This window comes from Corynebacterium testudinoris (assembly GCF_001021045.1).
Taxonomy (GTDB): domain Bacteria; phylum Actinomycetota; class Actinomycetes; order Mycobacteriales; family Mycobacteriaceae; genus Corynebacterium; species Corynebacterium testudinoris.
On sequence record NZ_CP011545.1, the window covers coordinates 863082 to 882622 of the forward strand.

Below are 19541 nucleotides of genomic sequence, written 5' to 3' on the forward strand. Positions count from 1 at the left end.
ACCTACTTGCCGAACAGGGCGTAGATCAAGGTAGCCAGCCCGACTATGCCGAAGACGAAACTCGGCAAGTACTGGAGCAGGTTCGATCCTAGGGACGATCCGGCAGGCTTTTCAGGAGTGGGCTCGGGTGCTGTGGTCCCGGGAGTCGTCGTCACAGGCGTGGTGGTTGTCGGGGCCAGCTGTGGGCACACGGAGCTGATCGTCGTGTCGCCGACGGCGAAGTAGGCGCCGGTGTAGGCGTAGTCGGATTCGCCGTTGGTGAAGGTGGTGCGGTTGTTGAAGTCGACGTAGTACAGGCCGGGGGCGGTGAAGCTCATGGCGGTGTGCATGTGGGTGCGTTCGACGGAGGTGATGACGGGGACGGGGTCGCCTGAGTCGAGGAGTACGCGGGCGCCGTCGATGGAGTCGGATTGCCAGGCGAGGAAGCGGCCGGGTCCTTCGACGGAGGAGATGGAGGTGGTGACTCCGTCCTTGACTTTGCTGTAGTCGAAGTTTTCGGTGCTGAATCCGGGCCAGACGAGGTCTTCTTGTTGGATTTGGGGGAGGGTCCACAAGGTGGTGCCGGGAGGGCCGGCGACGCGGAGGGCGTTGAAGGAGGGGGAGTCGGGGAGGGTGAACTTGGTGGAGTCGGGGACGGGGATGACGGCGCGGTAGTTGCGGATGTCGCGGGGTGTGCGGGGGTTGGTGGTGTCGTGGATGTGGGAGCGGATGGCGCCGTCGCTATCAAGCGTGGTGGCAAAGTCGATGTGACCTGGGGCTAGGCAGATGGCGTGTTCGGCGGATGGTGGGGTGGCGGAGCCGGCGGAGGGATCAACGGTGGGGGTTGAGGTGGGCGCGGTGGGTGCCGTGGTGGGGACGGTATCGGCGGGGATGGTGATCTTGTTGGCGGGGGTGGTGCCGTCGGGCAGGCCGAGGTCGGTGTCGTGGCCGACGAGCCAGGGGACGGATACCTTGCGGCCGGTGACGGGTTGGCCATCGTTGGTGACGGCGGTGGCTTGCCAGGTTAGGTTGTAGCGCCCGGGTTGGAAGAAGGTCCAGTTGATGTGGGTGTGAGCGCCGGGTGGCATGCGGATGGAGCGCTCGGTGGTGGAGGCGGAGTCCATGACGGGGGAGGCGCCGTTGGCGTCGCCGATCCAGATGACGACGCGGTCGGGGCCTTCGACTTCGACAAGGTTGAGTTCGATGGAGCGGGGGTTGATGTGTTGGGGGATGTCGGAGCTGGTGCCCAGTCCTGCCCACAGGGGTGGCCAGCCTGCGCTGTAGCGGGCGGGGGCGTTCCACAGGACGTCGCCGGGGGAGCCTAAGAAGTTGAGCATGCCGTTCTCGGGGAGTCGGATGCGGGAGACTTCGCGGCCAGTGCGGTCGGCGTCGGGGCCTAGTCGCATGGCGTAGGGCTCGGCGGGGTGGACGGTGGATCCGATGACGACGCCGATGTCGAAGGTGTTAGCGGGCTCGTCCCACATGATGTGGGCGGTGTCGACGTGGTTGTGGAAGACGAGTTGTTTGCCGGTGACGGGGTCAGTAATGGGTTGGGTGGCGTGGGCGGGGGTGGCCATGAGGGCCGTGAGGATCAATACGAGGGTGGCAAGGATGAGGCGACGCACGGGACTCCTATCTAAATGAAAGCGATTACCATTTAAGATAGGCGGTGAGTCCCGTACTCACGACATTGGGGGTAATTTACGCCCGACCCAGCTCCACCTCGATGCTGGGCCAGAGGCGATCGAGGATGTCATCCCAGGTCACCACACCAACGACCTCGCCGGGTTCATCGGCCACGCCATCCTCCGGAATGACGATCGCGACCTGCTCATTGCTGCCCCGCATGCGGTTCAAAGCCTCGGACAGGGTGGTCGCCTGCGGTAGGGTGAGGGCCGGGCGGGAGAAATTCTCCGCCGATGCGTCAGCATCGGCGAGAAGTGTGTCGCGCACATGGACGAGGTGTGGGGGATGGCCGGCTACGGGGGCGTCGATAAGCACCCGCAGATTGCCCAGCTCACGGGCACGAGCCTGGACCTCGGCGACCGTGGCCGTGGCCGGGAGGAGCTCGCGATGGGTGACGGTCTCGCCGACGGTGGCGAACTCGAGGGCGATGACGCCATCGATCTGGCTGGCGGATTCCGCATCGAGGGCACCGGTGCTGCGGGAATGCTCAACGAGGTGGCGGAGGGTGTCCGCATCGTAGCCCTTAGCGGCGGCGCGTTCGACCGGGACTTCACCCGCCTTGGTGACAAGCCGGTTGGCCACCCGGTTAATCCAGCTGAGCAGGGGGCGGAAGATCGTGATGAACACGCGCGCCGGGACCGCAATGAGGCGCAGGGCGGACTCGGGGTGGGCGATCGCCCACGACTTGGGCGCCATCTCGCCGACCACGAGGTGAAGAAAGGTGACGATGAAGAGGGAAAGGATGAAAGCGAGGGCATCGCCAAGCGTCGGCGAGAGGTTGAGCGCCTCAAAGGCCGGCATCAACAGGTGATGCACCCACGGCTTCGTAATCGCGCCAAGCGCGAAGGTGGCAACAGTGATGCCCAGCTGCGCACCGGCGAGCATGAGGGTCAACTCGTTGAGGCTACGCAAAGCAGCGCGTGACGACGCCGAAGTGGCCGCCGTCTCCTCGAGACGGTTGCGGCGGGCGGCAAGCAGGGAAAACTCAATGACGACGAAAAAGATCGACGCCAGCATCACCGCGAAGGTGACGGGAAGGGCAACATACCAACTCATGAGGTCGGGTCCTCCTCGATCAGTTCCAGGCGGACTTCGGAGGGCACGTGGCGATCAACCTCTTCCACTTTCATCCGGAGGGTTCGGACAGGAGCGTCATCGCCCTCCAAGAAATCGGCGGGCTCGGCATCAAGCTGAATCTCATGCACCTCACCCTCCTCCACGAGTCCACCGGTGTGGGAAATCAACAACCCAGAGATGGTCTCGAAATCACCCTGCGGCAGGTCGTGACCAATGGCGCGCTCGATCTCATCGAGGGGAGTATCGCCATCAACGAGCCACTCATCCTCATCGGTCACGGTGATGTCCTCGGAGCCCTGGAAATCATGCTCGTCGGTCACACCACCGAGAATCTCCTCCGCCAAGTCCTCAACGGTGATGATGCCGACAAAACCGCCGTACTCGTCAATAACGCAGGCCAACTTCTGGCGGCTATTCGCCAACTCATCCACCGCATCCGGCAACGACATCAACTCTGGCACGACGATAGGCTCGCGCATGAGCTGGGTGACGGGGGTGGCAGCGGGCAGATCGGTCGACAAGACATCGAGAAGCTCGACGATACCGACCGGGTTGTGATCATCATCGATGACCGGATAACGAGTGTGGGCGGCAGCCATGAGAGCACGCACCTCACCAATCGTGGTCGACGGATCCACAACATCAGTGCGCGACCGAGGGACCATGGCGTGCTCAACATCGTGATCGGGAAAATCAAGGAGGCGATCCAAAACCAGGAACGTGTCATCGGGAAGATCACCGCTCTCACGTGACGTCGACACGATGTGCTCGAGATCCTCCGCGGTAGCCGTGGAATCGACATCCTCGACCGGCTCGATGCGCAACAACCGGAGCAACGCATTCGAAGCGACGTCGAAAAACTTGATCAACCAGCCGAAAAGCAACAAATAGACGTTGGTGGAACCGGCGAGCGCCCGCGACGACTTCACCGGAGCGGCGATGGTGTAATTCTTGGGGAAGAGTTCACCAAAAATCATCTGCACCACCGTGGAAACAGCCAGCGCCAATACAGTGCCGACGCCGATGGACACCGCCGTGGGCACGCCAACCCCACCCAGCAGTGTGCCCAAAGACTCACCCACCAGCGGCTCAGCGATGAAACCGACCATGAGGCCAGTAACAGTAATGCCCAGCTGCGCACCGGAAAGCATGAACGACGTCCGGTTCGTGACTGTGAGAGCAGCCTTGGCTTTCTCATCGCCCTGGTTAGCCAGTGCGCGCAGCTGAGTCCGATCGACGGACATGAAAGCGAATTCCTGGGCCACGAAATAACCGTTGGCGACGATGATCAAACCAATGAGCACGAGGCCGAGCGCCAGCGTGAGTAGTGCCGTCATCATGGCGTTCCCCCCGCATCATTGGAGGGACGGGATGATTGTCGGGGAGGCTCCACTGGAGGGAGGTCACCTGCACTTTCTCTTAAGCTGGTCGGAGTTTAGCGCAAAGCATACCTGCTCCGATTCCATCATGGGAACTAAAGAAAAGGTTGGTACGTTGTACCCAGTAACATCCAACTCTAAGAGAACGAAAGGACTGGGTTTAGTGCGAAGCAGCAACCCTGTCATGAACTCCCTGACGACCGCCAAGGGCGGCGCCCAAACCGGCGCCTTCCAGACCCAGGACTACCAAAGCCCATACTCCGGCTACGGACAGTCCCCGGCGGGCCAGACCACCGCGGGCGATCGCCCGATGACCGTTGACGATGTGGTGGCCAAGACCGGCATCACCCTCGCCGTCATCGTCGCACTGGCCGTGGTCAACTACGGCATCTCGTTCATCAACCCGGGCGTCACCGTGCTCCTCACCATCGTCGGCGCCATCGGTGGCCTCATCACGGTGCTGGTCGCGACCTTCGGCAAGAAGTACGGTTCCGCAGCTGTCACCCTGATCTACGCGGCGTTTGAAGGCCTGTTCGTCGGCGGCATCTCCATGCTGTTCACCAACACCATGGTCGCAGGCGCAGACGCCGGAGTCCTGATCGGCCAAGCCGTCCTCGGCACCGTCGGCGTCTTCCTCGGCATGCTCTTCGTCTACAAGACCGGCGCCGTGAAGGTCACCCCGAAGTTCAACCGCGTCCTCACCGGAGCCCTCGTCGGCGTCCTCGTCCTCATGCTGGGCAACCTGCTGTTGGCCGTCTTCACCGGCGCCAACCCCCTCCGCGACGGCGGCATGCTGGCCATCATCTTCTCCATCGTCTGCATCGGCCTGGCAGCCATGAGCTTCCTTTCCGACTTCGACTCCGCTGACAAGATGATCCGCGCCGGTGCCCCCTCCAAGATGGCCTGGGGCGTCGCCCTCGGCCTGGCCGTCACCCTGGTCTGGCTCTACACCGAGATCCTGCGCCTGCTCTCGTACTTCCGAAGCAACTAGCCAGTTTCTCTCCGAACCCCCTGCCTAACGGCAGGGGGTTTCGTTATACCTAGGCACGGGTTTGGCGGCCTGCCGTGATGTCACCACGTCAAAACGGCTCCTTTCACAGCCGGCAGAGTAGGGGAGAAGAGTCCTTTCCGGAGCGTGAAATCACTGGAGCCAAAAAGAGGGGGAGAGGATGGTTCGCTCGTCAAGCAACTCGCAGATCGGCAAGATCACGCTGATTCCCGCCAGTTCAGGAGGTGGGGAGGCACATTCCGATAAGTTCCACCGCTGGTAGAAATCAGCCGTGTCCTGGAACAGAGACTTCTCAAAAGAATCGCTGACACCGGCGCTTGGGTGAGCGATTCCACTCAGGTCCACAAGCAGTACCTGTTGGTTCGGTGGAGCAGCGGTCTTCAACAGGGCAACATCGGTGTGAGGTCGTTGGCATAGCCAGAGTGCCGTGGGGTGATGATTTACTATTTCAGGACCTGAAGGCAAATGAATGATGCACCGAAGTGCCCCTGATCGGACTAAACTTCGACGAATAAACGCTTGTTCTTCGTCGACGGTGGACAGGGACTCTGGTGAGAGGACCACTGCAGCGACTCCACCAGGACGAAGGTGATGGATCGCTATCTGCAGCCAGGCGAAATAAGCGGGGTTGGGGATAGCAGAACCAAACTCCCACCGAGGATCCAGCATGACGTATTCAAGTCCGGAATCCATGAAGTTTGCGGGCGGGTAGCTGATTGAGAAGTCACAGCGCAACCCGGGATGCAGCTCCCGCAGAAACCACCAACCGCCCGGACCGTTTCCATCGTCCAAGTACGGCACAAACGCGTCGTCCAGAGGGCCTATTCCAAGGTCGATGGTCGTATTGCGGACGAGTGCTTGTTCCTGTGCCTGGCGCCACCGGACACGATCGTTTTCTTGCCCGTATAGGTCAAGTCGGCCGTTGATTCCCGCTGTGGCCTGCTGGTAGGCATCTAGCTCAAATAGTAGCTGGCCGGATCTTGTGCATGGGTCGAATACGGACCCTTGACGGGGCCGCAACAATTCCGCGATGAGCCTACGTACGGATGCAGGAGGGGGAGGGCCGAGGAAATCGGGCTGAGTGTTCTGCGTCGTTTGCTCAAGGATGAATTGGTAGAGATCAGCAATAGTCACACTTGCGTGAGGCTTCTCACCAATTCGAGAATCGGAGATCAAGGAAACCACGTCAGCTACTACTGGCGGGGGTACATCGTTCGGAAGCGGATCTTCAGAAATGGCCAGGTGGTTGGGATATGCGCGGTTCAGATGCGTGCGAATGAGAGATCGGACCAGATGGTACTGCTCCGCAGATTCTCGGCTTTGAAGTTCATCCCACAGTGGTGGCTGCGTACGTTCCACAATTGATCGCAACGCAAGCAACGTCAATGCGGTGGAGGGAATATTCGTACTTCGAGCGCTGTGACCCAGATCAATGATGCTCTTCCACAACTCGTCCACAACGTGCGAGTGACATTGAGTTCCCGATTGCTTTTCCAACGTCGCACACCCTTCCCTGAGTATGACAGCAATGTTAAGCCAACTTGGAACCTTCGCGGCGTCGATAAGCAAAAAAGCCTGACCGCAGTGCGGTCAGGCTGGGGCGAAGAAGTGCTAAATGACGATGGGTTCGCCGTCGACGGTGAGGGCGGTGAAGACAAGCCCGTTGACGCCCTGGATCGGGACGGAAAGCTCTACCTCAACGTCCTCGGTGGTTTCGAACGTGCCGTCGGCGCAGGTCGGATCGCAGGTGTTGGTCTCGCGGGAGGCAACGCCGGTGGCGGTCTCCGCGGTCCAAGTTTCCCAATCGATGTCGAAGAGGCGATCATTGTTGCCGGCACACGCCAAGGACAAGGTGTCGGGCTCGAAGTCGGGGGTGCCAACACAGTCGATGACGCCGGGGAGGTTGGCAGTGTCAAAGTCGGGCCGAGCCGATGAGGTCGGGGCCTTGAACTGCGTCGCGGTGTCAACCTTGAGGTCGGAGGGGTTCTCGTTGGGCGGGGTGCAGGCCGCCAGGGCGAGGCCGAGAACTGCAGCTGTGATAGCGAGGGTGCGCTTCATGGTCTGCTAGCTCGCGGGGGTAGTGGTGACGGTGATTTCAGAGGCCGGCTCGTCGACGGCACTGACCTCAGGGTCGGTGGCGGGTTCCTCGATGACGTTGCCGAAGTTATCAGTTGTCACGAGGGTGGAGGACTCGGAGGTGGGGGCCTGGAACTCAGTCGCGGTGTCTACCTTGAGGTCAGACGGCTTCTCATTCGGTGGGGTGCAGGCGGCCAGAGCGAGTGCGGCGGCAGCGGCGCCAACGATAGCGATTGCCTTGCGGCCAAAGGGGCGGGTCATGATGGAAATCCTCCGAGTGTTCACGATTTTTATCTGAGACTACTTGGTCACGCGCGGCGTGGCAGCAAGTTGAGAATCATAGGGTGCAGCGGACTCCAAGGTCACAGTGATGACGGTGCCGTTGGGGGAGGTGTACTCGCGGGTCTCGCCTTCCTGGGCTCCCAGCAGGGCAGCGCCCAGCGGGGACTGCTCGGAGTAGGTCTCCAGGTCCTTGTTGTCCGAAGCGGCGGCGCGGGTACCGATGAGGAAGGTTTCCTTATCGTCTTCGTTGCCGTTGTAGTAGACGTGAACGACGGAGCCGACGAGGGCCACGCCTTCGACGACGTTGCCGCGGTCGGTGGTGGAGTTGGCCAGGATCTCGGAGATCTGCTTGATGCGGGCCTCTTCCTGGTCCTGCATCTCGCGGGCGGCGTCGTAGCCGGCGTTCTCCTTGAGGTCGCCTTCTTCGCGGCGCTCGTTGATTTCAGCGGCGACGACCGGGCGGTGATCGATGAGTCCTTGAAGCTCGAGCTCCAGCTTCGCCTTGGTCTCCGGAGTGATGTACTGCTTATCTGACATGCCGTGCCTGCCTTCCCTGCGTATCCGGTGGGCAGAGGATCAATCCAGGCGGGGAGCCTGCTGCCCCCCGAACATCACCCACCGGAGTGATCAATTCCCAGGGATTTTAACACAGGCGCCGCGGCCCCCAGATCAGGCGCCGATGGACAGGTAGGAGGGAATCTCGGTGGAGCAGCCATAGACTCCGCCGGAGACGGGAAGGTCGCGGGAGGGGATGTCGACTTCGAAGCGCTGGATTTGGTCCCCGCCGGGTTCGATGAGGAGCTCGCGGCGCCCGACTTCGGCCATGCCGTAGTTGAGGGAGGTGACGATGCAGTAGGAGGGATCATCAACGTTGTCGCGGGTGACGTCGACCCACAGGCGCATCGTCTGGTCATCGATGCGCTCGTGGGAGATCATCTCGACGGTGACGGAACGGTCGTCGCGGTTCATGATGAAGCGGGCGAACACCAGGATGAAGGCGATGAGGACGATCACGCTGACGATGGCGATGATTTTGCCCGACAGTCCGCTCGGTGCCTTGGGGCTTCGGGGCGAACCATAACGGGCTTCAGGCCGACCGGCAGCGGGAGTGCTCATCTTTAACCTCTGAATTCGAGTGGAACTTCTGTGGCGCTTGTCCAGCTCATCCTAACGAATGGTCGCGGAGACCAACGTAACCACTACTATGGGTGAGGTTTACTACAGGTCTGAACACTTCTGGGAAGGAAGCGACATTCTGTGAGTGGTTTCCGCCTTCTGGCAATTCATGCCCACCCCGATGATGAATCATCCAAGGGTGCGGCCACCATGGCCAAGTATGCCGCTGAAGGCAATCGGGTCATGGTTCTCACCTGCACCGGCGGCGAACGCGGTGACATTCTCAACCCGGCGATGGACCGCCCGGGTGTGATGGAAAACATCGTTGGAATCCGCCGCGAGGAGATGGCCGCTGCCGCTGCTGCCCTCGGCGTGGAGCACGTGTGGCTTGGCCATGTTGATTCCGGGCTGCCCCAAGGCGATCCGCTGCCGCCGCTGCCGGAGGGCAGTTTCGGTCTGGAGGATGGCAGGGAAGTGGCGAAGGAAATGGTCGAGGTCATTCGTGATTTTCGCCCGCACGTCATCATCACCTATGACGAGAATGGCGGCTACCCGCACCCTGATCACCTCAAGGTGCACGAGGCATCGATGATTGCGTGGGAGTTGGCTGGGGATGAGAGTTTCGCCCCGGAGCTGGGTAAGGCGTGGACGCCGCTGAAGCTGTATTACACCCATGGCTTCGTCCGACAGCGGATGCAGATGTTCCACGATCGCCTCATCGCTGAGGGCAAGACGAGCCCTTACGGCCCGATGCTGGAGCGCTGGGAGAGCAACCCGGCGGACATCATGGCTCGGGTGACCACCCAGGTCAACAGTGCGGAGTATTTCCCCAACCGGGAGAAGGCGCTCATCGCCCACGCCACCCAGATCGATCCGGCGGGTGCTTTCCTGGCCACGTCGGTGGAAACCCAGCAGCAGCTGTGGCCGACGGAGGAGTTTGAGCTCGCCAAGGTGCGCGTGCCCACGTCGCTGCCGGAGGATGATCTTTTCGCAGGTCTGGATGCCGCGGGCTATCCTTAGAGAAAATACCGGCGAGTAGGAAGAGTCAGCCGTGTCCGTTAGTTCTTTTGGCAGCCTTGTGGATCAGGTCAATGTTGTTGCCCTCCAGGCGCAGTCCGCGATGATTGTTGCCCAGCAGCAACAGGGTGGCCCGCTGGGGCCGGAGTTCGGTAAGGCCTCGCCGATTGGGTTGCCCTTGCTGGCGGTCCTCGGTGTTCTGGTCATCGGGATTGGCTGGGCTTTCCACCGCCGGTACAGCCGCTACAACCGTCGTCGGATTTTCGCTGAGCAGAATGGACTCGATGTCTTTGATGTGGAGGCCGTCGATCAGGCCATGGATGAGGCGGGTCTGCTGGATCGGCGTAAGCAGCGCTGGTTCTAACTTCTGTGCTATGATCAGCGCCATGTTCGTTCAGCGATTTTATTTTGGTGAGGCTTCGGCAGTGGCCGCCTCGCCATATCGCCTGCACGCTGAGCGCACACGGTAGCGCACGCAGCAGCGAACACTAGCCGAAGCCAAGCAGCACCTCCCCGGACAACGGGTTGAGGGGCTGCTTTTTTGATTGCTTTACCCACCACCACACCATCAAAGGACACGCGATCACCATGAGCTCTCCAGTTTCCCTCCAAGATTCCCCCTCCACCTCTAACAAGCGGGTGCGGGCGTTCCACGATTTACCCAGTCCAGCTCAGGTTCAGGCTCAGCATCCGTTGACGGAGGCTCAGCAGGCGAAGGTGGAGCAGGATCGGCAGGAGATCGCGGATATTTTCGCCGGGGACGAGGATCGTCTCGTCGTGGTCGTGGGCCCCTGTTCCATCCACGATCCGGTCGCCGCGCTCGATTACGCTAACCGCCTCGCCCCGCTGGCTAAGCGCCTGAGCGATGACGTGAAGGTGGTCATGCGGGTCTACTTCGAGAAGCCGCGCACGACCGTCGGGTGGAAGGGGCTGATCAATGATCCGCACCTGGATGGCTCTTACGATGTCGCCGAGGGTCTCACCATTGCGCGGGAGGTCCTCACCGATGTGGTCAACCTGGACCTGCCGACGGCGTGTGAGTTCCTCGAGCCGAATTCCCCGCAGTACTACGCGGATGCCGTGGCGTGGGGTGCGATCGGGGCTCGGACAACGGAGTCGCAGGTGCACCGCCAGCTCGCGTCGGGGATGTCCATGCCGATCGGTTTCAAAAATGGCACGGACGGCAACATCCAAGTGGCTATCGACGCCGTCGCTGCCGCCTCGCAGCCGCATTTCTTCTTCGGTACCTCCGATGACGGCCACCCCGCGGTGGTCGAGACTGCGGGCAATGCCAACTGCCACGTGATTTTGCGGGGCGGGACGTCGGGGCCGAACTTTGACGCAGAGTCGGTGGGCGCGGTCGTCGATAAGCTGGGGCCGCAGGCCCGGCTCATGGTGGATGCCTCGCATGCCAACTCCGGCAAGGACCACGTGCAACAGGCGAATGTTGTGCGGGATGTGGCGGCACAGGTCGCTGCGGGCAATGGGGCGATCGCCGGGGTCATGATGGAGTCTTTCCTGGTCGCGGGCGCGCAGACGCTTGATCCGGAGAAGTTGCGGCGCAATGGCGGCGAGGGTCTGGTGTACGGGCAGTCGGTGACGGATGCGTGCATGGATTTTGATACCACCGTGGATTTGCTCGCCGAGTTGGCCGCTGCGGTTCGGGAGCGCCGACGCGCCTAGGACGTGGCCCGAGCACCTGGCTAGACTGAGACGCGTGAAACTGTCCCGCCTGCTGTACCCGCTGTATGAAGTCCGCTTGCGGCGCGAGCTGTCCGGCGCGCGCCAGCCCAAGCACATCGCGATCATGGCGGATGGCAACCGGCGGTGGGCGCGCGAGGCGGGGCACGCGGACGTCAGCCACGGGCATCGGGCTGGGGCGAAAAAGATCGGTGAGTTGGTGCAGTGGTCGGCCGACACGGAAGTGGAGGTCATCACCGTTTACTTGCTCTCGACGGAGAACCTGCGACGCGAGCCCGCGGAGTTGCAGTTGCTGTTCGGGATCATCGGCGATGTGGTTGATGAGCTGTCCAGCGAGGACTACACCTGCCGCGTCCGCCTCGTCGGGCACCTCGACCTCCTGCCGCTGAAGGTGGCCGATCGGCTGCGTCAGTCCGCCGAGCCGACGCTGGCGCGGGAAGGCATCACGGTCAACATCGCGGTGGGCTATGGCGGCCGCCAGGAGATCGTTGATGCGGTGCGCGAGCTCATCAAGGAGGAGGTGGAGGCGGGAACGGCCCCGGCGGAGTTGGCGGATAAGATCACCGCCGATTCATTGGCCACCCACCTCTATACCTCCGGCCAGCCCGACCCCGACCTGGTCATTCGGACGTCCGGGGAGCAGCGGCTGTCCGGGTTTTTGCTGTGGCAGGCGGCGTATTCGGAGATCTGGTTCACGGACACGTATTGGCCGGCGTTTCGTAAGGTCGATTTCCTGCGAGCGCTGCGCGAGTACTCTAAACGCTCGCGTCGTTTCGGAAAATAGGGGCCTATACTGGGGGCCTGTGACTGCCACCATCGTTTATCGTTCCTCCTACGGCTCTACTCGGGACTACGCGAACGCCCTCGCCGAGCGTCTGGGCGTTGAGGCGCAGGAGCTCCCTGAGGATGAGTCGTCGCTTGTCGACGTCGCTGTGGGGGCCGCCGGCCCCCTCATCCTGTTGTCTTTTCCGCACGGTCCCAGCGTCCCCGGCCTGGGCGTTTTTGACGCCGTCGATGTGGGCGAACGACCCGCCGCTTTGTGCACCGTCGGAATGACCCTGCTGGAGGAGGCGCGCCGCAAAGACCGCAGTGCCGCCCTCCTCGGGGACAAGGCTCAGCACATCACCCGCTTCTACCTGCCCGGGCGCCTCAACTACTCCGAACTGAGCTCCAAGCATTATGCGGTGATGCGCGCGATTGTGTCCGCGTTGAGGCTCAAGCCGCGCAAGTCCGACAACGATCGCGCCATGATCGATGGCTACGGCAAGGACGTCGACCTGGTGAATCTCGCCGAGCTGGACCCCGTGGTGGAGTGGGCGCGGGCCAACGGGGCCTAGATCTTGCGCATCCGCACCCGCTCGACCAGGTGATCGGCGCCTTTGCGCAAGACCAGGGAGGCGCGGACGCGGGTGGGCAGGATGTTTTCCACGAGGTTGGGCAGGTTGATGGATTGCCAGATCTCGCGGGCCTCGGCGTGGGCTTTCGCATCGCCTAACTCGGCGTAGTGGGAAAAGTGCGCGCCGGGCTCGCGGAATGCGGTGGTGCGCAGCTGGAGGAAGCGATCGATGTACCACTTTTCGATATCTCTGGTGTGGGCATCGACGTAGACGGAAAAGTCGAACAGGTCGGAGACCATGAGGGTGGGCCCGGTCTGGAGGACGTTGAGCCCTTCGACGATGAGGATGTCGGGTTGGGAGACGGTCTGGACTTCGTCGGGCACCCGGTCGTAGAGGCGGTGGGAGTAGACGGGCGCGTCAACATCCGCGGCACCGGACTTGACGTCGGTGACAAAGCGCAGCAGGGCGCGCTGATCATAGGACTCGGGGAAGCCTTTGCGGCGCATGAGGCCGCGGGCGTTGAGTTCCGCGGCGGGGAGGAGGAAGCCGTCGGTGGTGACCAGGTCCACGCGCGGGTGGGAATCCCAGCGTTGCAGCAGAACCTGCAGGAGGCGGGCGGTCGTCGATTTGCCCACCGCGACGGAGCCGGCGACGCCGATGATGAAGGGCACGTGCCCGGAGGAGTTGCCGAGGAAGGTTTCGGTGGCCGCGATGAGCTTTTGGCGGGCGGAGACCTGCAGGTGGATGAGACGGGAAAGAGGCAGGTATACCTCGGCGACTTCCTCGAGGTCGATGTTCTCACCGATGCCGCGAAGCTCCTTGACCTCATCCTCTGTGAGGACCTGGGGCATGGATTTACGCAGCGCCCGCCAGGAGGCACGGTCGAAATCCACGTAGGGGGTGCTGTCCTTGGGGCGCGACATGTCCCCATTGTGTCAGGCGCAAGAATAGAAGCCCGGGTTTGGGGGTGCGAGTGAGAGGCGGGGCGGTATGCTTCAACAGCGAACGCCGTGAAAACTCAGAAAGGCTGGCCGAACTGCCCATGACCTACGCACCTGATGACCTGCGCTACCAGGAACTGTCTGTTCTTGACCCTGAGGTCCACGCCGCGATTGGTGGCGAAATCACCCGTCAGCGTGACTTCCTTGAGATGATCGCTTCCGAGAACTTTGTTCCCCGCGCAGTCCTGCAGGCGCAGGGCTCCGTGTTCACCAATAAGTACGCCGAGGGTTACCCGGGGCGCCGTTATTACGGTGGTTGTGAAAACGCGGACATCGTCGAGGATCTGGCTCGTGACCGGGCGAAGGCCCTGTTCGGCGCTGAGTTCGCCAACGTCCAGCCGCACTCCGGTGCTCAGGCTAACGCTGCCGTTCTCCACGCGTTGGCGGATGCGGGCGACAAGATCATGGGTCTGTCGCTGGCGCATGGTGGCCACCTCACCCACGGCATGAAGCTCAACTTCTCCGGCAAGCTCTACGAGGTCGTTGCCTACGAGGTTGACCCGGAGACGCACCGCATTGATATGGATCGCGTCCGGGAGCAGGCTCTGGCCGAGCGCCCGAAGGTCCTCATCGCTGGCTGGTCGGCGTACCCGCGCACCCTCGACTTCGAGGCGTTCCGTTCCATCGCTGATGAGGTGGGCGCGTACATGTGGACCGATATGGCGCACTTCGCCGGGCTTGTGGCCGCTGACCTGCATCCTTCGCCGGTGCCGTACTCCGACGTCGTGTCCACCACGGTGCACAAGACACTGGGTGGTCCGCGCTCGGGCCTCATCGTGGCTAAGCAGGAGTGGGCGAAGAAGCTCAACTCGGCGGTGTTCCCCGGCCAGCAGGGCGGTCCGCTCATGCACGTCATCGCGGCGAAGGCGGTGGCCCTCAAGGTCGCCGGCACCGAGGAGTTCAAGGAGCGCCAGGCCCGCACCATTGAGGGTGCGAAGCTGCTCGCCGAGCGCCTCACCGCTCCGGACGCTAAGGCCGCCGGCATTGATGTCCTCACCGGTGGCACGGACGTTCACCTCGTCCTGGCTGACCTGCGTAATTCCGAGATGGACGGCCAACAGGCGGAGGATCTCCTCCACGAGGTCGGCATTACCGTCAACCGCAATGCGGTGCCGAATGATCCGCGCCCGCCGATGGTGACCTCTGGCCTGCGGATCGGTACCCCGGCCCTGGCCACCCGCGGCCTTGATAGCGCGGCCTTCACCGAGGTCGCCGACATCATCGGCACCGCCCTGGTCAACGGCAAGAGCGCCGACGTGGAGTCCCTGCGGGCCCGCGTGGCCAAGCTCACCGATGCGTACCCGCTGTACGAGGGCCTGGAGGAGTGGAAGATCAACTAGATCTTGCGCATCCTCATCATCGACAACGTCGACTCCTTCACCTGGAATCTCGTCGCCTATGTCGAAGATCTCACCGGCACCACGCCGGTAGTCATCCGCAATGACGAGCCCGGCTGGGACGTCGAGCGGGTGGCCGGCTTCGATGCCGTCATTATTTCCCCCGGTCCCGGTCGTCCTGACCGGCCGGGGGACATCGGTATCTGCCTCGACGTGCTTATCGACGCCCGCGTGCCCGTCCTCGGCGTGTGCCTCGGCCATCAGGCCCTCGCCCTCGCCTGGGGTGGCACGGTGGACTTGGCCCCCGAGCCCGTCCACGGTCGCGTGTTCCCCGTGCGGCACGATGCCGCCGGTCTCTTCGCCGGCCTGCCACCCGTCATCGACGTGGTGCGCTACCACTCGCTGTTGGTGACCGAGGTGCCCGAGGTCCTCGCGGTGACGGCGCGCACCGACGACGGCCTGGTCATGGGCCTGGCCCACCGCCACCTCCCGCAGTGGGGAGTGCAGTTTCACCCCGAGTCGATCGGTGGGTTCGATGGGCACGCGATCATCGCCAATTTCTTAAGCCTGGCCGCCGAACGCAACCAGCGCTCCCGTTCCCGGTGGCGGCTGCACTCCGTCACGGTTGAGGATGAGGCCGACGGTGAGGACGTCTACGCGGCCCTGTTCGCCGATTCCACCAACGCCTTCTGGCTGGACTCGACGGCCCCCGACCGGGGCAGCGGTCGCTTCTCCTACTTAGGTGATAGCTCTGGCCCCTTGGCGCGGGTGTGGAACAAGCGAGTCTCGCCCACTACCTCCTTATTCGATGAACTCGCCGAAGACCTCGCCGCCAATACCATCGACGTGGCCGATCCGGGCGTTTTTGGCGGCTTCACCTGCGGCTGGGTGGGCTGGCTGGGCTACGAGCTCAAGGCCGAATGCGGCGGGAGCGCGGCGCACACCTCCCCTCATCCCGATCTGGGCCTGATTTTCGCCGACCGCGCCATCGTCATCGATCACGCCCTGCGGCGCACCCACGTCATCGCCCTCATCGGCTCGGAACACGACGCCGAGCAGCGCGCCTGGTGCGCGCGGACGGCGCGCCTGGTGGCGGGACTGGGGGCACAGGCGGGCGTCGATAAGCATCGGTGGACCGGCCAGCTGCGGGCGCGACATTCCCGCGCGGACTACCTGGGTGTGGTGGGGGAGTGCTTGGAGCTCATCCGGCAGGGGGAAACTTACGAGGTGTGCCTGACCAACCAGCTTTCGGCTCGCGGCGCCGTGGACGTGTGGCCCGCCTATCAGGCGCTGCGGGCGGCCAACCCGACGCCGTTTGGTTCGCTGCTGCGGATCGGGGGAGTATCGGTGCTGTCCTCAACGCCGGAGAGGTTTATGCAGGTCACCAGCGAGGGCAAGGTGGAATCGCGTCCGATTAAGGGCACCCGCCCCCGAAGCACTGATCCGCGGGAAGATGCGCGCCTGCGCTCTGATTTGGCGGTCAATGACAAGGATCGCGCCGAGAACCTCATGATCGTTGACCTCGTGCGCAACGACCTCACCCGCGTCGCCGAGCCAGGCAGCGTGCGCGCCGACCCTCTCTTCGAGGTCGAATCCTATGCGACGGTCCACCAGCTCGTGAGCACCGTGTCGTGCCGCTTGGCGGAGGGAAAGACCGCCGTCGATGCCGTGCGAGCCAGCTTCCCCGGCGGTTCCATGACCGGGGCGCCCAAGGTGCGGACGATGGAGATCATCGATCGCCTGGAACAAGGGCCGCGGGGAATCTACTCCGGCGCCATCGGGTACTTCTCCCTCGATGGTTCGATGGATCTGTCCATGGTCATCCGCACGATCGTCGCGGATGCTGGTGGGGTGTCGTATGGGGTCGGCGGGGCGATCATCGCGCTATCGGACCCGGTCGAAGAATACGAGGAGACTCAAACGAAGGCCGCGCCGTTGCTGCGCCTGCTCGATAGCGAGTTTCCGCAGTGATCTTCCGCTGGACTGGGTCAGCCCTAGTGGAGGGGGCGGAGCCCTCCACGCCCTGGTCGGTCGTGGACTCCTGGCTCGTCGATGAAGGCCACGTGGCGCACTGGGAGCGACACTGCCGCCGCTTTTCCGACCACTTGCCGGGGGCCGCTGGGTTTCTGGCGCAGGTGCCCCACTGTGTTCCCCGCGCCGGGAGGTGGTTTCCTCGCATCGAGGCCCATGGGACGGAGCTGTACCTGCGCCTGCGCCCGGCCCCGGCGTTGAGAACGGAGACGGTTCTGTGGATCCCGCCGGTTCCTGACCAGCGGGAACAACCCCACATCAAGGGGCCTGATCTCGCGTGGTGTGCGCAGCTGCGCGCGCAGGCGGGGGAGCTGGGTGCCGATGATGCCCTGTTGTGGACCGAACCAGGACAGGCGGTGGAAGCCGCCCACAGTGCGCTGGCCTGGGAGGACGATGGCCGGGTGATGTTCGTGCGCCACCCCCGGCAGCTGCCGTCGGTGACGGCCGCGGCGACCCGCGCGCTCCTACCGGATGCGGGTGAGCGCGAGATCTCCGTGGCCGAGCTGCCTCACCTGCCGGTGTGGGTTGGCAACGCCCTCCACGGGTGGACCCCGGTGACTGGCTGGGTGACCGCGGAGGGGGAGCGGCGGGTGCCTGACGCTCTACCTTCGGCGGAGAAGACGAGGCGGCTTATTCAGGCCAGCGGGCGTTGACCTGCCAGTCGCCCAGTGCACCTTCAAGGGCACCCAAGGCGGCGTTGATCATCGGCCACCGGTGCTCCTCCGGGCAGCCGGCCTCGTGCCAATGCCGGGCGACGCCTTCGAGGAACCCGACCCAGCCCCACAGTGCCCACCCGTGGCGGGAGAACGCGTCGATGCCCAGGTCAGATCGCAGGTGCCGAACAAATTCCGTGCGGGCCTCGTCGCGGATGCTGCGGGTGGCGGGTGGTTCGCCCGGCCCGGCCACGAGGACCGGGTCGGCGGCGATAGCGTCGAGGTGGGCGAGAAGGACGGCTTGAATCCGATCGCGGGAGTTCGATCCGGGGGGCAGGGCGTCGATGGCCTGCTGGTGGGCGGCAGCGAGGCGGGAAACGGAATCTTGGACCAGGGCGGCGTGCAGGCCCGCCTTGGAGGAAAAGTAGTGGAAGACCAGGGCCTGGGAGCTTTCGGATGCCGCAGCGATCTCCGGGACGGAGACGTCAGGGTAATCGTGGTTGCGGAAGGCCTCGCGCGCGGCCTCGAGGATGACGAGGCGTCGTTCGGAGGTGCTCAGGCGTTTTCGAGTGCTCACGGTTGACAAGCATATACGCTATTGAGTTAAAGTCAGTAACCAGTTATTGATCAACGCTCAATAGGAGTCACGGCATGTCCCTTCTTGATCACGCCATCATCTGGCACGTCTACCCCCTGGGTGCCACCGGAGCGCCCTTCCGGGACTTCGACCCGGACGAGACGAACCACCGTCTCCCGCGGCTGATCACGTGGCTGGACTACGTCGTCGAGCTGGGGTGTGACACCCTGCTGCTCGCGCCCATTTTCACCTCCGTCTCCCACGGCTATGACACCCTCGACCACTTCCAGATCGACCCGCGCTTGGGCGATGAGGCGGACTTCGATCGCCTCATCACCGCCTGCCAGGAGCGTGGCATCAGCGTGCTTCTCGACGGCGTGTTCAACCACGTCTCAGCCTCCCACCCACTGGTGGGCAGTGGCGGTCCCGTCAAGCGCGACGCCTCCGGCGAGCCCGTCGGCTGGGAGGGACACTCCGACCTCGTCGAATTAGACCACGCCGATCCGCGCGCGGAAGATCTGGTGGTGGACATCATGGAGTACTGGCTGGCCAAAGGCATCGCGGGTTGGCGCCTCGACGTCGCCTATGCCGTCCCCACACCCTTCTGGGCCGCGGTCACCGACCGGGTGCGGCGCACCTATCCCGACGCCGTCTTCCTCGGCGAGATCATCCATGGCGACTACCTCGACCTCATCCACAACGGCCACCTGGACACCGTGACCCAATACGAGCTGTGGAAGGCCACCTGGTCCTCCATCAAGGAGGTCAACTTCTGGGAGTTGGATCACGCCCTGGGCCGCCACGCCGAGTTCGTTCGCGGCGGATTCATGCAGACCTTCGTGGGCAACCACGACGTCGATCGCATTGCCAGTGTCGTCGGCGATGCCGGTGCGGCGGTGGCCGCGACCTTGCTATTCACCCTGCCCGGCGTGCCCAGCGTCTACTACGGCGATGAACAAGCCTTCCGGGGGGAAAAGGGCACCGGGTTCTCCACCGATGACGCCCTGAGACCCCCGCTTCCCGCTTCCCCGGATCAGCTGGCGCCGCAGGGCCGGTGGATGTTTGATCTCTACCGCCAGCTCATCGGCATGCGCCGCCGCCACCCGTGGCTGACCACCGCAACGGTGGAGGTACTGGACAAGAGCAACGAGGCCTTGTCCTACCGAGTGACCAAGGATGACCACAGCTGCGAGGTGTCTCTCACACTGAACCCCACCGCCACGGCGCGGGTGCGCTTTGACGATGGGGAGTCGGCGGATCTGGCGTGGTAAATCTCGCGGGGC

General features: G+C 63.4%; 20 protein-coding genes. 10 read left to right on the forward strand and 10 right to left on the reverse strand.

The genetic code is table 11. The features are described 5' to 3' along the window. Positions 1–2: 2 nt before the first annotated feature. From CTEST_RS04230 to CTEST_RS04240, 3 genes are all read right to left on the reverse strand, one after another. A complete protein-coding gene (locus CTEST_RS04230; RefSeq protein WP_047252685.1) occupies positions 3–1604 on the reverse strand; it encodes a choice-of-anchor M domain-containing protein in 1602 nt (533 codons plus the stop codon). A gap of 76 nt (positions 1605–1680) precedes the next feature. Next, the gene (locus tag CTEST_RS04235; protein WP_047252686.1) at positions 1681–2721 is read right to left on the reverse strand and encodes a CNNM domain-containing protein; all 1041 of its coding nucleotides are present in this window, start codon (positions 2719–2721) and stop codon (positions 1681–1683) included. After that, on the reverse strand, positions 2718–4082 hold the full coding sequence (locus CTEST_RS04240; protein ID WP_047252687.1) for a hemolysin family protein: 1365 nt from the start codon (positions 4080–4082) through the stop codon (positions 2718–2720). Before CTEST_RS04240 ends, CTEST_RS04235 begins: the two co-directional genes overlap by 4 nt. A 202-nt stretch (positions 4083–4284) precedes the next feature. Here CTEST_RS04240 and CTEST_RS04245 point away from each other — a divergent pair, with 202 nt between their 5' ends. After that, positions 4285–5112: a Bax inhibitor-1/YccA family protein gene (locus tag CTEST_RS04245; protein WP_047252688.1), complete on the forward strand. Its 828-nt coding sequence runs from the start codon at positions 4285–4287 to the stop codon at positions 5110–5112. 150 nt (positions 5113–5262) lie between these two features. On the opposite strand, the gene CTEST_RS04250 is transcribed toward CTEST_RS04245, so the two are convergent. The 5 genes from CTEST_RS04250 to CTEST_RS04275 all read right to left on the reverse strand — a co-directional run bounded on the left by CTEST_RS04250 (position 5263) and on the right by CTEST_RS04275 (position 8604). Beyond that, positions 5263–6627 carry an N-6 DNA methylase gene (locus CTEST_RS04250; RefSeq protein WP_158408147.1) on the reverse strand — a complete coding sequence of 455 codons (1365 nt, stop codon included), beginning with the start codon at positions 6625–6627 and terminating at the stop codon, positions 5263–5265. Between the two features lie 114 nt (positions 6628–6741). After that, positions 6742–7188, reverse strand: coding sequence for a hypothetical protein (locus CTEST_RS04260; RefSeq protein WP_047252691.1), 447 nt, complete (start codon positions 7186–7188; stop codon positions 6742–6744). A 6-nt stretch (positions 7189–7194) separates the two neighbouring features. After that, on the reverse strand, positions 7195–7467 hold the full coding sequence (locus CTEST_RS04265; protein ID WP_047252692.1) for a hypothetical protein: 273 nt from the start codon (positions 7465–7467) through the stop codon (positions 7195–7197). 39 nt (positions 7468–7506) lie between these two features. Continuing rightward, the gene (gene greA / locus CTEST_RS04270) at positions 7507–8025 is read right to left on the reverse strand and encodes a transcription elongation factor GreA (RefSeq protein ID WP_047252693.1); all 519 of its coding nucleotides are present in this window, start codon (positions 8023–8025) and stop codon (positions 7507–7509) included. A 132-nt stretch (positions 8026–8157) separates the two neighbouring features. Then, a complete protein-coding gene (locus CTEST_RS04275) occupies positions 8158–8604 on the reverse strand; it encodes a DUF4307 domain-containing protein (RefSeq protein WP_047252694.1) in 447 nt (148 codons plus the stop codon). Positions 8605–8745: 141 nt separating this feature from the next. Here CTEST_RS04275 and mca point away from each other — a divergent pair, with 141 nt between their 5' ends. From mca to CTEST_RS04300, 5 genes are all read left to right on the forward strand, one after another. Further along, positions 8746–9624: a mycothiol conjugate amidase Mca gene (mca, locus tag CTEST_RS04280; protein ID WP_047252695.1), complete on the forward strand. Its 879-nt coding sequence runs from the start codon at positions 8746–8748 to the stop codon at positions 9622–9624. A 100-nt stretch (positions 9625–9724) separates the two neighbouring features. Further along, positions 9725–9985 carry a hypothetical protein gene (locus tag CTEST_RS04285; protein ID WP_047254209.1) on the forward strand — a complete coding sequence of 87 codons (261 nt, stop codon included), beginning with the start codon at positions 9725–9727 and terminating at the stop codon, positions 9983–9985. Positions 9986–10209: 224 nt separating this feature from the next. Then, positions 10210–11304 (forward strand): 3-deoxy-7-phosphoheptulonate synthase, encoded by a 1095-nt coding sequence (locus CTEST_RS04290; RefSeq protein WP_047252696.1) that lies wholly within the window; start codon positions 10210–10212, stop codon positions 11302–11304. Positions 11305–11338: 34 nt separating this feature from the next. Next, positions 11339–12106 (forward strand): isoprenyl transferase, encoded by a 768-nt coding sequence (locus CTEST_RS04295; RefSeq protein WP_236686137.1) that lies wholly within the window; start codon positions 11339–11341, stop codon positions 12104–12106. A 19-nt stretch (positions 12107–12125) separates the two neighbouring features. After that, entirely contained in the window at positions 12126–12659 is a 534-nt protein-coding gene (locus CTEST_RS04300; protein ID WP_047252697.1) for a flavodoxin domain-containing protein, read from the forward strand. On the opposite strand, the gene coaA is transcribed toward CTEST_RS04300, so the two are convergent. Then, positions 12656–13582: a type I pantothenate kinase gene (coaA, locus tag CTEST_RS04305; protein WP_047252698.1), complete on the reverse strand. Its 927-nt coding sequence runs from the start codon at positions 13580–13582 to the stop codon at positions 12656–12658. The two genes, CTEST_RS04300 and coaA, sit on opposite strands and share 4 nt — an antisense overlap. A 119-nt stretch (positions 13583–13701) precedes the next feature. On the opposite strand from coaA, the gene glyA reads away from it, so the two are divergent. Genes glyA through CTEST_RS04320 form a run of 3 tightly spaced genes read left to right on the forward strand, consistent with a single transcriptional unit; the run spans position 13702 to position 17681 of the window. Continuing rightward, positions 13702–15000: a serine hydroxymethyltransferase gene (gene glyA / locus CTEST_RS04310; RefSeq protein WP_047252699.1), complete on the forward strand. Its 1299-nt coding sequence runs from the start codon at positions 13702–13704 to the stop codon at positions 14998–15000. Between the two features lie 3 nt (positions 15001–15003). Beyond that, complete coding sequence (gene pabB / locus CTEST_RS04315; RefSeq protein WP_047252700.1) at positions 15004–16968, forward strand: aminodeoxychorismate synthase component I; 1965 nt, start codon at positions 15004–15006, stop codon at positions 16966–16968. Further along, on the forward strand, positions 16965–17681 hold the full coding sequence (locus tag CTEST_RS04320; RefSeq protein WP_083985425.1) for an aminotransferase class IV: 717 nt from the start codon (positions 16965–16967) through the stop codon (positions 17679–17681). The genes pabB and CTEST_RS04320 overlap by 4 nt, the downstream gene beginning before the upstream one ends. Here CTEST_RS04320 and CTEST_RS04325 read toward each other — a convergent pair. Next, a complete protein-coding gene (locus tag CTEST_RS04325; protein WP_236686138.1) occupies positions 17659–18258 on the reverse strand; it encodes a TetR/AcrR family transcriptional regulator in 600 nt (199 codons plus the stop codon). The genes CTEST_RS04320 and CTEST_RS04325 overlap by 23 nt on opposite strands. Positions 18259–18332: 74 nt before the next feature. Here CTEST_RS04325 and CTEST_RS04330 point away from each other — a divergent pair, with 74 nt between their 5' ends. Further along, entirely contained in the window at positions 18333–19529 is a 1197-nt protein-coding gene (locus tag CTEST_RS04330; RefSeq protein ID WP_047252701.1) for an alpha-amylase family protein, read from the forward strand. Positions 19530–19541 lie beyond the last annotated feature (12 nt).

Excerpts from the sequence above, each read along its gene's own strand:
- CTEST_RS04235 (WP_047252686.1), bottom strand. The coding sequence starts at position 2,721 with ATGAGTTGGTATGTTGCCCTTCCCGTCACCTTCGCGGTGATGCTGGCG.
- CTEST_RS04240 (WP_047252687.1), bottom strand. The coding sequence starts at position 4,082 with ATGATGACGGCACTACTCACGCTGGCGCTCGGCCTCGTGCTCATTGGT.
- CTEST_RS04260 (WP_047252691.1), bottom strand. The coding sequence starts at position 7,188 with ATGAAGCGCACCCTCGCTATCACAGCTGCAGTTCTCGGCCTCGCCCTG.
- CTEST_RS04265 (WP_047252692.1), bottom strand. The coding sequence starts at position 7,467 with ATGACCCGCCCCTTTGGCCGCAAGGCAATCGCTATCGTTGGCGCCGCT.
- greA (WP_047252693.1), bottom strand. The coding sequence starts at position 8,025 with ATGTCAGATAAGCAGTACATCACTCCGGAGACCAAGGCGAAGCTGGAG.
- CTEST_RS04275 (WP_047252694.1), bottom strand. The coding sequence starts at position 8,604 with ATGAGCACTCCCGCTGCCGGTCGGCCTGAAGCCCGTTATGGTTCGCCC.
- CTEST_RS04285 (WP_047254209.1), top strand. The coding sequence starts at position 9,725 with ATGATTGTTGCCCAGCAGCAACAGGGTGGCCCGCTGGGGCCGGAGTTC.
- CTEST_RS04290 (WP_047252696.1), top strand. The coding sequence starts at position 10,210 with ATGAGCTCTCCAGTTTCCCTCCAAGATTCCCCCTCCACCTCTAACAAG.
- coaA (WP_047252698.1), bottom strand. The coding sequence starts at position 13,582 with ATGTCGCGCCCCAAGGACAGCACCCCCTACGTGGATTTCGACCGTGCC.
- glyA (WP_047252699.1), top strand. The coding sequence starts at position 13,702 with ATGACCTACGCACCTGATGACCTGCGCTACCAGGAACTGTCTGTTCTT.
- CTEST_RS04330 (WP_047252701.1), top strand. The coding sequence starts at position 18,333 with ATGTCCCTTCTTGATCACGCCATCATCTGGCACGTCTACCCCCTGGGT.